Genomic DNA, 14,412 nt, shown 5'->3' on the forward strand with positions numbered 1-14,412 from the left:
ATGTACGTCTTCCTGCCCAGCACCATCCCCGCCCTGGCTCGCCTGCTGGAGGAGGGGCGGCTGGAGGGGGTGCCGCTGACCGCGTTCGCGGCCGACCCCGGCCCGGGCGAGGACGTGGAGGAGGCGGAGTACGAGGCGATGTACGCCGCAGCGGGGGAGTCGCTGGCGCTGCTGGCGGCCGACCCCGGCGCTCCCCGGCGACGGGTGGTGCTGGCCGCGGACATGCCCGACCGGGTCGTCGAGCGAGCTGGCCGCGCGGGGCGGGGCGTGGTCCGGGTGGGGGTCACCGGGGCCGTTCCGTTCAAGAAGCTGGCGTCGGCGCACGTGGACGACGCCGACGCCGCCGCGGACGTGGCGGCGTCGGTGCGGGACCCGGATTCGGGCGCGGTGGAGGACCGCGAACTGATGTGGTTCGCGGTCCAGGAGTTGCGCTACCTGGTCGACGAGGCCACGACCGCGCAGCCGTAGGGCGGCGGCCGGCGCCTCGCCGCCGGGGGGTGAGCGCGAACGCACACCCCCGGCCCCCGCCTCCCGGCCGCACTCGGGCGGAGGTTTCCGCCCTCGTGCGCCCATACGGCAAGATGGAGGGGCCCCACCCCCGTCGCGTCCCGAGGAGTTCGCCATCAGCCGCCTGGTGCTATGGAACATCGACCTCACCCTCCTCGACGTGGGACGGGTGACGAGGGCGGCCTACGCGGAGGCCTTCGAGAAGGTCACCGGTGAGCCCCTCGTCTACCTGACCTCGTCGGCGGGCAGGACCGACTCGGAGATGTTCTTCGAGTTCTGCGCCCGCAACTACGTCGACGTCGAACCCGACACCGGCTCCCTGGGCGAGTTCCTCGACGCCCTGGAGGAGTCCTTCGGCAACCGCTCGGACGAGCTGCTCTCCAAGGGCCGCGTCATGCCCGGCGCCGCGGCCTCGCTGGCGGCGGTGGCCTCCATGCCCGACACCGTCCAGACCGTGGTCAGCGGAAGCACCCGCGCCAACGCCACGGCCAAGCTGGTCGCATTCGGACTGGACACCTACCTCAACCTGGCCATCGGCGGCTACGGCTCGGTCAACTACCCCAAGTCCAGTCTCATCCAGTCCATCCGCCTGCACGCCGCGGGCGAGGGCGGCCGGGTCTACCCCGAGGAGGAGACGGTCTTCATCACCGACTCCGCCCCGGACGTGCGCGCCGCCGTGATCGGCGGCGCGACCCCGGTCGCGGTGCTCAACGGCTCGACCACGGAGAGCCAGCTGCGCGAGGCCGGAGCGGTCGTCGTCCTGCCGGACCTGACCGACCCCCGGGCCGTGATGACCGCGGTCCTCCAGGCGACGGCCCGATAACGACATGTCCCCTCTGTCCGGGGGTAGGTGGTGGCCCGTGTGCGCAGTAACCGATCACCGCAATCTGTTTCTAACACTCCGCAATAGCCCTGTAACGGTGTTGGACCTGCCCCCGGGCCCGAAAGCCAGTAGCCTTGGCACCGGGCGGGGCGGGGACAACGAGGTCCGGCGCCCCGCGACCCCGATCCGAACCACCACGGTCGTGGGCTCCTTGCGGCCCAGGGAGTTCACGCCGAATCACGCAGTCGCCCAGGATTTCACAGGTCGTATGACCGGTTGTTCTGCCAGCACTCGTGCGACGTTGCTCACAAAGGAGTGAGAGATCCCTATGTCCGGGCAATCCGACGTCCAGCTCCAGAAGCTGCTCAGTGAGGCGGCCGCCAAGTGGTCCCCCGGGGCGCGCATCAGCCCCGAGGAGGCCGACGCCGTCCGCCGCTTCCTCCCCGTGTACTACCGCCACACGGACCCCGAGGAGATCAGCGGCCGCTCCGCCGAGCAGATCTGCGGCGCGGCCGAGGCCCACCGCTCCTTCGGCGCCCGGCGCGCCGCCGGACGGGCCAAGGTCCGCGTCTACACCCCCGACGCCGAGCGCGACGGCTGGGACCAGCAGACCGGCGTCGTGGAGGTCGTCACCGACAACGCCCCCTTCCTCGTCTCCTCCGTCACCATGGCCCTCAGCGACCTCGGCGCGGGGGTCCGGCTGATCATCCACCCCCAGATGACCGTCGGCCGCGACCTGGAGGGCCGCCTGGTCCGGGTGGAGCCGGAGTCCGGCGGCGAGGGCCTGCTGCCGATCGACGAGTCCTGGATGCACATCGAGATCGACCCGCAGCCCGATCCCGAGCGCCTGCGCGAGATCACCGCCCGCGTCGAGTCCGTCCTGGCCGACGTGCGCTACGTGGACGAGGACGCCGGCAAGATGAGCGACCGGGCCATCCGGATCGCCGACGAGCTGGCGGCCTACCCGGACCGCCTCGTGGCCGGGGGAGTGGACCCGCGCGAGATCGGCGAGAGCGTCGACTTCCTGCGCTGGATCGCGGGCCGACACTTCACCTTCATGGGCTACCGCGAGTACACCCTGGTCACCGACGAGAACGGCGACGACTCCCTGCGCCCCGAGCCCGGCTCCGGCCTGGGCATCCTGCGCATGGACTCGCCCGCCTCCACCAGCTTCGCCGCCCTGCCCCCCGAGATCCGCGGCAAGGCCCGCGAGCCCTACGTCCTGGTCCTGACCAAGGCCAACTCGCGCGCCACGGTCCACCGCCCCAAGTACCTGGACTACATCGGCGTCAAGAAGTTCGACGCCCAGGGCAACATCGTCGGCGAGCGCCGGTTCCTCGGCCTGTTCACCTCCCAGGCCAGCACCACCAGCATCGCCCAGATCCCCATCATGCGCCGCAAGCAGGCCGAGGTCCTGGCCCTGGCCGGGTTCGAGGCCGACAGCTACGACGGCAAGGACCTCATCGAACTGCTGGAGACCTTCCCCCGCGAGGAACTCCTCCAGATCCCCGTGGGCGAGCTGTACAACATCGTCCGCGGCGTCCTGCGCCTGCGAGACCGGCGCGGCACCAAGCTGTTCATGCGCCGCGACCCCTACGGCGGCCGGTACATGTCCTGCTTCGTGTACATGCCGCGCGACCAGTACAGCACCCGGGTGCGCCTGGACATCCAGAACGTCCTGGCCGAGGCCTTCCACGGCGCCACGATGGACCACAACGTGCTCATCGGCTCCGCCCCGCTGGCCCGCCTGTACCTGGTGGCCCGAGCCCAGCACGGGCGCACCCTCGCCGACATCGACCAGGTCGCCCTGGAGGAGAAGGTCCGCGAGGCGGCCCGCTCCTGGGACCTGGACCTGGACGACGCCCTCGCCGCGGCCTTCGGCCCCGTGCGCGCCACCGAGTTCAAGGAGCGCTACTCGGGCGGCCTCACCGAGGCCTACAAGGTCGACAACAGCCCCGCCACCGCGGCGGGCGACATCCGCGAGCTGGAGAAGCTCCTGGCCCGCACCGACCCCGAGCGGCGCCACGGCGAGTTCTCCGCGGTCCTTTACCAGCGCGAGGACGCCGACCCCGGCTGCTGGCGGTTCCGCCTCTACCGGATCGGCGAGCCCATCTCGCTCTCGCGCGTCCTGCCCGTCCTGGAGAACCTGGGCGTGGAGGTCGTCGACGAGTGGCCCTACGACGTCACCGTCCGGGACGTGGGCCGGGTGTGGATCTACGACTTCGGCCTAGGCCCCATCCCCGAGTCCGACCTGGCCCCCGAACGGCTCAAGTGCCTGTTCGAGGAAGCCTTCGAGGCCTCCTGGCGCGATCTGGGCGAGAGCGACCGCTTCAACGCCCTGGTGGTGCGGGCCGGCCTCGACTGGCGCCAGCTCACCGTGCTGCGCGCCTACGCCAAGTACCTGCGCCAGACCGGGTCCACGTTCACGCCCGAGTACCTGGCCGACGTGCTGGTGGCCAACGTCGGGATCGCCAACCTGCTGGTCGAGCTGTTCGAGACCCGCTTCGACCCCGACCAGCCCGGCGAGGGCCGCGACGAGCGCGCCGACGTCCTCGTCGGCAAGGTCGAGGGCGAACTGGAGGCCGTGGCCAGCCTGGACCACGACCGCATCCTGCGCTCGTTCCTGGCGGCCATCCGCGCCACCCTGCGCACCAACCACTACCAGGGCCACCCCTACCTGGTGCTCAAGCTCGACCCGCAGCAGATCCCGGACCTGCCGCACCCGCGGCCCCGGTTCGAGATGTACGTCTACTCCCCGCGGGTGGAGGGCGTGCACCTGCGCTTCGGCGCGGTCGCGCGCGGCGGACTGCGCTGGTCGGACCGCTTCGAGGACTTCCGCACCGAGATCCTGGGCCTGGTCAAGGCCCAGATGGTCAAGAACTCCGTCATCGTCCCCAGCGGCGCCAAGGGCGGCTTCGTGTGCAAGCGGCTGCCCCAGAACGGCACCCGCGACGAGGTGATGGCCGAGGTCGTGGCCTGCTACAAGCAGTTCATCAGCGGCCTGCTCGACGTCACCGACAACCTCGTGGACGGCGAGACCGTGCACCCCGAGCGCACCGTCCTGCACGACGGCGACGACTCCTACCTCGTGGTCGCCGCGGACAAGGGCACCGCCACCTTCTCCGACACCGCCAACGCCATCTCCACCGAGCGCGGCTTCTGGCTCGGCGACGCCTTCGCCTCCGGCGGCTCGGTCGGCTACGACCACAAGGCCATGGGCATCACCGCGCGCGGCGCCTGGGAGTCGGTCCGGTTCCACTTCCGCGAGATGGGCGTGAACGTGCAGGAGGAGCCGTTCACCGTCGTCGGCATCGGCGACATGTCCGGCGACGTGTTCGGCAACGGCATGCTGCTCTCCCGGCAGATCCGGCTGGTAGCGGCCTTCGACCACCGCCACGTCTTCCTGGACCCGGACCCCGACCCGCACACCTCCTGGGTGGAGCGCAAGCGCGTCTTCGACCTGCCCCGCAGCACGTGGGAGGACTACGACCCCAAGCTCATCTCCGAGGGCGGCGGCGTGCACCCGCGCACGGCCAAGTCCGTGCCGATCACGCCGCAGGTGCGCGAGGCGCTGGGCATCGAGGAGGGCGTGCACAGCCTCACGCCGGACGAGCTGATCCGGTGCGTGCTCACCTCGCCCGTCGACCTGCTGTGGAACGGCGGCATCGGCACCTACGTCAAGGCCGGTACCGAGACGCACGCGGACGCGGGCGACAAGGCCAACGACCAGCTGCGCGTGGACGCCACCGAACTGCGCGTCAAGGTGGTCGGAGAGGGCGGCAACCTGGGCCTGACCCAGGACGCGCGGATCGAGTTCGCCCGCGCGGGCGGCCGGATCAACACCGACTTCATCGACAACTCCGCCGGCGTGGACACCTCCGACCACGAGGTCAACATCAAGATCATGCTGGACCGCGAGGTGCGGTCGGGCAAGCTGGACAAGGCCGACCGCGACCAGCTGTTCATCGACATGACCGACGAGGTCGCGGAGCTGGTCCTGGACAACAACGACGCGCAGAACACCGTGCTGGCCGCCGCGCGCAAGCAGGACGGCCAGATGCTGCACGTCCACGGCCGGTACATGCGCCACCTGGAGCGCACCAGGGTGCTCAAGCGCAAGCAGGAGGACCTGCCCTCCGACAAGACGCTCGCGGAGCGGCGCGCGGCGGGCAGGGGCCTGACCAGCCCGGAGTTCGCCACACTGCTGTCGTACACCAAGATCAGCCTCAAGGACCAGCTCGACCTGTCCGACCTGGCCGAGGACCCCTACCTGAACGACACCCTGACGGCGTACTTCCCGACGCCCCTGCGCTCGGAGCGCTTCGCCGAGGGCGTGCACTCCCACCCGCTGCGCCGGGAGATCATCGTCAACCAGGTCGTCAACCAGATGGTCAACCGCTCCGGTCTGACCTTCGCGTTCCGGCTCAACGAGGAGCTGGGCTCCAGCTCGGCCGACATCGCCCGCGCCTACCTGGTGGTGCAGGACGTGCTGGGGCTGCGCCGGTTCTGGAGCGGGCTGGAGGAGCTGGACCACGAGATCTCGATGGACAGCCAGCTCGTCCTGCTGCTGGAGGCCCGCAAGCTCGCCGAGCGCTCCGCCCGCTGGCTGCTGCGCAACCGCACCTTCCCCTTCGACATCAGCAGTGAGATCGGCTACTTCGCCGAGGGCGTGGGCGAGCTGCTGCCGCAGCTGGTCCAGCTGTTGCGGGGCCGCGACCGCGAGGCCTTCGTCGAGCGCCGCGACCGCTACACGTCGATGGGCGTGCCGACCGAGCTGGCCGAGCGGGTGGCCGTGATGGTGCCCGCCTACTCCACCCTGGACCTGGTGGAGATCGCCCAGCGCACCGGCCGACCGGTCGAGAAGGTCGCCGAGCTCTACTTCGAGCTCGCCGACCGGCTCAACATCAGCTGGTGGCGCGAGCGCGTCATCGACCTGCCGCGCGACGACCGGTGGGTGACGACGGCGCGCGCCTCGCTGCGCGACGACCTCTACGCGGCGCACGCCGACCTGACCGCTCGGGTGCTGGAGAGCGGTCCGGGGCAGGAGCCCTCCGAGCTGATCGCCGCGTGGATCGAACAGAACGGCGACCGGGTGCAGCGCGCCGGGATCACGCTGTCGGAGATCCAGGAGAACGAGCGCTTCGACCTGGCCACGCTGTCCGTGGCGCTGCGGTCCTTCCGCGGCCTGGTGGGCTAGGGTCCGGGGGGTCAGGCCCGCCCGGGCCCACCCCCGGTCCGGTCCCGACGGGCTCCCCGCGCCGGCGCGCGCGGGGAGCCCGCCCCCGTTTGGGGCCTACACTGGGGTCCGTGGCAGAACTGGACCCAGCAGAGAAGATCAAGGACCTCGCGGCGACCCTGGCGAGCGTCAGCGCCGTGTTGGACCTGGAGGCCATGCACACGCAGATCGCCGAGCTGCGCGAGCAGTCCGCGGACCCCGAGCTGTGGGCCGACCAGGACAACGCGCAGAAGGTGACGCGCCAGCTCTCCAGCCTGGAGTCCATGGTCAACAAGGTCAACGGCATCGGCCAGCGGCTCGACGACCTCGGCGTGCTCTACGAGCTGGCCGAGGCCGAGGACGACGCCGACACCAGGGCCGAGGCCGACCGCGAGCTCGACCAGCTGCGCAAGGAGATCGGCGAGCTGGAGGTGCGCACCCTCCTCAACGGGCCGCACGACGAGCGCGAGGCCATCGTCACGATCAACTCCCAGGCGGGCGGCGTGGACGCCGCGGACTGGGCGCAGATGCTCCAGCGCATGTACCTGCGCTGGGCCGAGCGGCACGGCTACCCCACCGACGTCTACGAGACCTCCTACGCCGAGGAGGCGGGCATCAAGTCAACCTCCTTCGCCGTCAAGACCCCGTTCGCCTACGGCACCCTGCGCGGCGAGCACGGCACGCACCGCCTGGTGCGCATCTCGCCGTTCGACAACCAGAACCGGCGCCAGACCTCGTTCGCCGGCGTGGACGTCGTCCCGGTGGTGGAGCAGAGCGACCACATCGAGATCGACGACGGCGACCTGCGGGTGGACGTGTACCGCTCCAGCGGCCCCGGCGGCCAGGGCGTCAACACCACCGACTCGGCGGTGCGCATCACCCACCTGCCGACCGGCATCGTGGTGTCCTGCCAGAACGAGCGGTCGCAGCTGCAGAACAAGGCCACGGCCATGTCGATGCTCCAGGCCAAGCTGCTGGCGCGCAAGCGCGAGGAGGAGCAGGCGGCGCTGGACGAGATCCGCGGCGACTCGGTGAGCAGTTGGGGCACGCAGATGCGCAACTACGTCCTGCACCCCTACCAGAGCGTCAAGGACGTGCGCACCGGCGCCGAGACCGGCAACACCTCGGGTGTGCTGGACGGGGACATCGACGAGTTCATCGACGCCGAGATCCGCTGGATGCGCAGCCGGGAGCGCTCCGAGGACGCCTAGCGGCGCCCTCCCCGGCGGCCCCGAGGCGGTGCTCCCGCACGCGCGCGCCGCGGGGCGGCCACCGCGCGGCCCCGGGGGGCGCCACACCCGGCGAGCGGAACGCGAGCCCCGGAGCCCTCGGGCGCCGGGGCCTTCCTCCGCCGGACCCGTTCCGGCGAGGGGCGCGGACACGCCCGGTGGCAGCGGCGGCACCCCGGGTCAGCCGGTGGGACAGATGTGGTTGTTGTGTCCCAATGGTGATGATCACGTCTCCGCAGTTTTACCGAAACTGCTATATGTGAACGTTATCATCGGTTGACGCCTCCGATATGCTCGAGGCTGTTGTCCGATGGTGCACTGATCTATCGGGTGCGAGGCGACCGGGACAATCCGGGCCGCTCCCCCCTCTACACTGTCGGTTGGCCATGTGGCCGGTACGATCCCGCGCGGAGTGCCCTCCACTGCGGGTGCCCATACCTTCGAGAACCTTGTGATGCGCCTGTGATCCACTTCGATAACGTCACCAAGGTCTACCCGACCCAGAAGCGCCCCGCGCTCGACGGCGTTTCCATTGACGTAGACAAGGGCGAGTTCGTCTTCCTGGTCGGCCCGTCCGGCTCCGGCAAGTCGACCTTCCTCCGCTTGGTCCTCAAGGAGGAGAAGCCCGACAAGGGACGTGTGCACGTCGCCGGCAAGGACCTGGCGCGCCTGTCCAACTGGAAGGTCCCCCACCTGCGCCGCCGTATCGGCTGCGTCTTCCAGGACTTTCGCCTGCTGCCGAACAAGAACGTCTTCGAGAACGTCGCCTTCGCGCTGGAGGTCATCGGCAAGCCCCGCCGCTTCATCCGCAAGGTCGTCCCCGAGGTCGTCGAACTCGTCGGCCTGGAGGGCAAGGCCGGGCGGATGCCCAACGAACTCTCCGGCGGCGAGCAGCAGCGCGTGGCCATCGCCCGCGCGTTCGTCAACCGCCCCCAGATCCTGCTGGCCGACGAGCCCACGGGCAACATCGACCCCGCGACCTCCATCGGCATCATGAAGGTGCTGGACCGAATCAACCGCACGGGCACCACCGTCGTCATGGCGACCCACGACGCCGCCATCGTCGACTCGATGCGCAAGCGCGTGATCGAGCTTGAAGAGGGCTTGGTAGTGCGCGACCAGACGCGCGGCGTCTACGGCCAGGCGTACTGACCTCCCGCTGCGAGGACCGGCGCGGCGAAGCCCCGAAGGATGGACCTTTAACAGATCATGCGAGCACAATTCGTTCTCTCCGAGACGTGGATCGGCCTTCGCCGAAACCTGACGATGACCATCGCGGTCATCACGACGGTGGCCATCTCACTGACTCTTTTCGGCGCCGGTCTACTGGTCAACCAGCAGGTCTCCGAGATGCGCAGTTACTGGGACGAGCGGATCACGCTCACCGTCTACATGTGCACCGAGATCTCGCCCACCACGGCCTGCCAGGAGAACGGTCCGGCCACCGACGAGGACCGCCAGGCAGTGGAGCAGACCCTCGACGGACTGGCCCAGGTACAGGAGTACACCTACCTCACCTCGGCCGAGGCCTGGCAGGACTTCCAGGACCGGCTGGGCCCCTCCAACGAGGCGCTGGCCAACGCCGCGCAGGAGGGTGACATCCCGGACAACTACCGGGTGCAGCTCACCGACCCCTCCCATTACCAGACCGTGCGCTCCGCGGTGGAGGGCGCCCCGGGCGTCGACAGCATCTCCGACGACGAGATCGTGCTGGAGCAGTTCTTCGGGCTGCTGGACGGTCTGCGCGCGGCCGCCCTCGTGCTCGCGGGGGTCCAGCTGGCCGCCGCCGCGCTGCTGATCGGCAACACCATCCGGCTGTCGGCCTACAGCCGCCGCCGGGAGACCGGCATCATGCGGCTGGTCGGCGCGTCGAACTTCTACATCCAGCTGCCGTTCCTGCTGGAGGGCGCGGTCGCCGGCCTCATCGGCGGTCTGATCGCCTCCGGCTTCATCGTGGCCACCCGCTACACCCTGCTCACGCAGATCGAGGACTGGTTCCAGTTCGACGTGGCCCTGGGCGCGGGTTCGCTGATGTACGTCATCGGCGTCTCGATGATCCTCGGCATCCTGCTGTGCACCATCACCTCGTTCCTCACCCTGCGCCGCTACCTCAAGATCTGACGCGGCCGCCTGGGGCGGGGAGGATTCGACACCGGGGGGCCTCGTGCCCCCCGGACGTATGAAGGGACACACCTGTGGCACGGGAGACCGGGCGCAAGCTCATCGCGCAGAACCGCCGGGCCCGGCACGACTACCACATCGACGAGACCTACGAGGCGGGCCTCGTCCTCACCGGTACCGAGGTCAAGTCGCTGCGGCAGGGCCGCGCCTCCCTGGTGGACGGCTTCGCGCACATCAACGACGGCGAGGTGTGGCTGGAGAACGTCCACATCCCCGAGTACTCCCAGGGAACGTGGACAAACCACGCCGCCCGACGATCGCGTAAGCTACTCCTGCACCGCGAGCAGATCTCACGGCTGATCGGCAAGACCCGGGAACCCGGCTTCACGCTCGTCCCGCTGTCCCTGTACTTCAGTGACGGGCGCGCCAAGGTGGAGATCGCTCTGGCCCGCGGTAAGCGTGAGTACGACAAGCGCCACGACATCGCCGAGCGCGAGGCGAAACGCGACATGGAACGCGCCCTGCGCCGCCGTCGATGAGGCAGCCGAAAGGAACACACACGGTGTCCCCCCGTCCCCTCGGCCGGTTCACGGCCGCCGGCAGCGGCCTGCTCCTCGCCGCAGCCCTGGTCGCGTGCACACCGCACCCCAGTCCCGAGGTGGCGGTCAGGTCCTTCCTGCTCGCCTGGCAGGACGGTGACCACGAGACCGCCGCCGCCTACACCGACGGCGACCCAGCACAGGTGTCCGCGGCCCTCACGGACATGCGCGAGCAGCTCGACCTCGCCTCCCTGCGGTTCCAGCTCGGACCCATCTCCCGCGAGGGAGATTCGGCCGAGGCCGAGTTCGGCGTCAACGCCGACCTCGGCATCGGCGACCCGACCTGGAACTACACCGGCCGCATGCCCCTGGAGTGGGGCCCCGACGGCTGGCGCATCTCCTGGTCCACGAGCGTGCTGCACCCCGACCTGAGCGAGGAGGAGCGCCTCGCGGTCAGCTACGAGAGCCAGGAGCGCGGCCAGATCCTCGACCGCGAGGGGCAGCCGCTGGTCACCGCGGACAGCGTGACGGCCTTCGGCGTCTACCCCGCGGACATGGAGGACAAGGAGACCGGGGTCACCCAGCTCGCCGAACTCCTCGACGAGGACCCCGACCCGCTCCTGAACCGGGTGCGCTCCGCGCCGCCCGAACAGTTCCAGCCGCTGGTGCTCATGCGCGGCTCCAGCGTGGACGGGACGCTGCTGGGCGAGGCCTCGCGGATCTCCGGGGTGGACACCCAGGAGGTCCAGGTCAACCTGACGCCCTCGGTGTCGCCGTTCCTGCTCGGCGAGGTCGCCGGGACCGCCGAGCACCGGGTCTCCTCCCGCGTGCCCGGCTCCTACCAGGCGGGCGACACCGTCGGCCTGAACGGCCTCCAGAACATCTTCCAGCACGAGCTGGCCGGTTCGGGCACCACCCAGGTGGTCTCCCTGGACCAGGACGGACAGGTCACCGACGTCCTGGAGGCGTGGGAGGGTTCGCTCAGCGGGGCCATCGACACCACCCTGGACCTGGAGGTGCAGCGGGCCGCCGAGAACGCGCTGACGACGGTACCGGGCAACGGCTACCTGGTGGCGGTCGACACCGGCAGCGGCGAGGTCCTGGCCGCGGCCAGCGCCTCGGGCAGCACCGCGGACGACAACGCCTTCACCGGCTCCTACCTGCCGGGCAGCACCTTCGGCATGGTCACCGCCCTGGCCGCCCTGGAGTCGGGCGCGGCCACGCCCGAGAGCGAGGTGCCCTGCGGCTACTCCGCGGAGATCGGCGGACGCACCTTCGTCAACCCGGGCGGCGGGGCACTGCTCGACCAGGCCACCCTGGCCCGCAACATCACCTTCAGCTGCGACGTCGGCTTCGCGGGCCTGGGCGCCGAGGTGGGGCCGGAGGCCATCGCCGAGACCGCCGTGCGGATGGGCGTCGGCGCCGACTGGCAGCTGCCCGTCCCGGCCTCCTCGGGTTCGGTCGCCGTGGAGGACGGCGAGGAGAACGTGGCCGCGGCCATGATCGGCGAGCACGGAGTGCGGGTCAGCCCACTGTCCATGGCCCTGATCGCCGCCGCGGTCGCGGACGGCACGTGGAACGCGCCGACCCTGGTACCGGAGGAGGGGCCCAACCCGATCGGGGCCACCACCCTGGACGACGCCCACCTGGAGGTGGTCCGCACCGGGCTGCGCGACGCGGTGCTCAACCGCATGCCCGAGCTGCTCGCCACCGGGGGAGAGGTCCACGGGCAGGCGGCCCGCGTGGAGCAGGGCGACACCTCGCTGCACTGGTTCGTCGGTTACAAGGACGACGTGGCCTTCGCCGTCCTGGCCGAGGCGGACCCGGCGACGACCCTGGTGTCGCAGCACGCGGTGAACGCCGCGGGCTCCTTCCTCGACGGCATGGCCAACGGGGTGCCCGAGGAGGCCCCCGCCGGGACGGCCACCGGCGAGCAGGTGCCCGGCGGCCCCACGACCACCGAGGGCGTGGGCCTGCCCTCGGAGCAGACGGGGCCGACCAACCAGGCCGACCTGACGGGCACGGAGGAGACCGGCTGGTAGGGCCGGCCGGACGGCGGCGGCTACGGTCACCGCTCCCTCCGGACAGGACAGGACCAGGCAAAGAGCGGACCCCCGGGCAACCCCCCGGGGGTCCGCCCGCGTCTTCCCCTATGACTGGGCCGCGACAGGGGGTAGCGGACCAGTGAGGGGCAGGACCTCATCTCGGGGGAGATCCTGTCGTTTCCCAAGGTCGGCCCGACCCTGCCGACCGCCCCCGCGGGCCGCGTCGACCACCTCTTGCGTCCGCGCCCGCGGGGGTTTCTCCCCGTCCGGACCCGGTGCCCGCGGATTCCCCTCCGCGACCGGGAATCAGCTTGGCCCCCGCACCGTTGAACAGGTAGAGTGACGCACGCGCGAGCGTTCGCCGCTCGCATGTCGGCCGCTCCGCCCAGCGGGGAGGCCGTGAAAATTCCACAGGGGGTGATCGGTTTCGACTTCGGTAGTCGTTCCAGGGGAAGCGGGTCGAGGGTTGCGTTTGTGACCTCGTTAATCCTGCATTCGCGTAAACACAAGTGCCAATTCCAAGCGCACTGAGTTCGCTCTCGCTGCCTAAGCGATAGCGTCTCTGTCGGCCTGGGCTCGTCATCGGCCCAGATCCCGGCATCAGCTAGATGACTTACCGCTCAGATCAGGCCACGGGGCCTGAGCGGGACATCTTCGTGGCTGGGCCTGTCAGCGATGTGTCCGTGCAAGCGCTGAGGCCGAGTAGAACGACAGCGCGGACTGCACCCGGAGAAGCCCTGGCTCGGTGCTGAAGGACGCGGGTTCGATTCCCGCCACCTCCACATGTCGCGCGGGCTGCTGCTCGCCGGTCTTCGACCGGCTCGCCGCAGCCCGCGTTGCTTTCCGGGGGCAGACCCCCCGAACCCCCCGAGGTACCCCCCTGCGGTTTGGGTCGTGCCGCTCGGCGGGGTTGGCGCGGCGGCCCCTGACGACGCGGGGCTTGGCCTCTTGGCTCGGAGCGGCGGCAACCGGTCGCTTCGCAAGGGCGGGGTACCGCGCTCACGGTGACTTTCCGGATACGGTCGGACCCGAGGCGGTGAACCGGGGCCGCGACGAAAGCGTTATCCTCTTTGCCCCCCGACCCCGTGTCCGCGGGTGAGCGAGAGCCTTCGACCGAAAGCCTTCCGATGCCGAAGAAGACAGCCGCCTCCCTCAACGCCAACCGATCCTCCCTCGTCCACAAGGTGCGCTACGCGCTGCGCAACCCCGGCAAGGTGGTGCCGTTCGTGCGCCGCTCCGCCCGCGACCTGCGGCTGCGCCTGGCCCACCGCGACCACGTGGACTACTACCGGGCGGTGATGGCCTCCGACGCCGCCCGCGACCCCAGGTCGGCGGTGGGCAGCCGGAGCCAGGAGCGCTGGTTGGCGCTGGGGCGGATGCAGTTCGACTACCTGGTAGAGCACGGTCTCAGACCGGAGCACCGGATGCTCGACATCGGCTGCGGGAACCTGCGCGCCGGGTGGCGGCTGATCGACTACCTCGACCCGGGCGGCTACTACGGGATCGACATCTCCCCGGACATCCTCATCGCCGCCAAGGGCGTGCTGGCCGAGCGCGGGTTGCAGGAGAAGCTGCCGCACCTGACCATCACGCGGGACCTGACCTTCTCCTTCCTGCCGGAGGGGTACTTCGACGTCGTCCACGCGCACAGCGTGTTCTCGCACTCGCCCATCGAGGTGATCGACGAGTGCCTGGCCAACGTCGAGCGGGTCCTGGCGCCGGGCGGGTTCTTCGACTTCACCTACGACCGGACCGAGGGGGTCGAGCACCAGGTGCTGCGGGAGGACTTCTACTACCGGACCGAAACGCTGATCACCCTCGCGGAGAAGCACGGGCTGTCGGCCCGGTTCATGCAGGACTGGGAGGAGCGCCCGCACGGCCAGTCCAAGATCCGCGTCACCGCGCGCGGCTGACCGGTTGCCTGCGCGGGCGC

The 14,412-nt window shown here is 70.3% G+C and carries 9 protein-coding genes and 1 other RNA gene; all 10 read left to right on the top strand.

Translation table 11 applies throughout. From position 1 onward, the window contains the following. The gene (locus tag KGD83_RS06580; protein ID WP_212642992.1) at nt 1–468 is read left to right on the top strand and encodes a DUF6912 family protein; all 468 of its coding nucleotides are present in this window, start codon (nt 1–3) and stop codon (nt 466–468) included. Between the two features lie 166 nt (nt 469–634). After that, nucleotides 635–1,330 (top strand): HAD family hydrolase, encoded by a 696-nt coding sequence (locus KGD83_RS06585; protein WP_212642993.1) that lies wholly within the window; start codon nt 635–637, stop codon nt 1,328–1,330. Nucleotides 1,331–1,658: 328 nt separating this feature from the next. Beyond that, complete coding sequence (locus KGD83_RS06590) at nt 1,659–6,527, top strand: NAD-glutamate dehydrogenase (protein ID WP_212642994.1); 4,869 nt, start codon at nt 1,659–1,661, stop codon at nt 6,525–6,527. Nucleotides 6,528–6,637: 110 nt separating this feature from the next. Further along, nucleotides 6,638–7,756 carry a peptide chain release factor 2 gene (gene prfB / locus KGD83_RS06595; protein WP_212642995.1) on the top strand — a complete coding sequence of 373 codons (1,119 nt, stop codon included), beginning with the start codon at nt 6,638–6,640 and terminating at the stop codon, nt 7,754–7,756. Nucleotides 7,757–8,236: 480 nt separating this feature from the next. Beyond that, nucleotides 8,237–8,926, top strand: a complete 690-nt coding sequence (gene ftsE, locus KGD83_RS06600) for a cell division ATP-binding protein FtsE (protein ID WP_013154728.1) — start codon at nt 8,237–8,239, stop codon at nt 8,924–8,926. Nucleotides 8,927–8,983: 57 nt separating this feature from the next. Beyond that, a complete protein-coding gene (gene ftsX / locus KGD83_RS06605) occupies nt 8,984–9,895 on the top strand; it encodes a permease-like cell division protein FtsX (protein ID WP_212642996.1) in 912 nt (303 codons plus the stop codon). A 74-nt stretch (nt 9,896–9,969) separates the two neighbouring features. Beyond that, nucleotides 9,970–10,434: an SsrA-binding protein SmpB gene (gene smpB, locus KGD83_RS06610; RefSeq protein WP_013154726.1), complete on the top strand. Its 465-nt coding sequence runs from the start codon at nt 9,970–9,972 to the stop codon at nt 10,432–10,434. A gap of 23 nt (nt 10,435–10,457) precedes the next feature. Next, nucleotides 10,458–12,476 (top strand): penicillin-binding transpeptidase domain-containing protein, encoded by a 2,019-nt coding sequence (locus tag KGD83_RS06615; RefSeq protein ID WP_212642997.1) that lies wholly within the window; start codon nt 10,458–10,460, stop codon nt 12,474–12,476. 416 nt (nt 12,477–12,892) lie between these two features. Continuing rightward, nucleotides 12,893–13,264: a transfer-messenger RNA gene (gene ssrA / locus KGD83_RS06620) on the top strand. Nucleotides 13,265–13,606: 342 nt separating this feature from the next. Beyond that, nucleotides 13,607–14,392, top strand: coding sequence for a class I SAM-dependent methyltransferase (locus KGD83_RS06625; RefSeq protein ID WP_212642998.1), 786 nt, complete (start codon nt 13,607–13,609; stop codon nt 14,390–14,392). The last annotated feature ends 20 nt before the right edge of the window (nt 14,393–14,412 follow it).

Source organism: Nocardiopsis akebiae, from assembly GCF_018316795.1.
Taxonomy (GTDB): Bacteria; Actinomycetota; Actinomycetes; order Streptosporangiales; family Streptosporangiaceae; genus Nocardiopsis; species Nocardiopsis dassonvillei.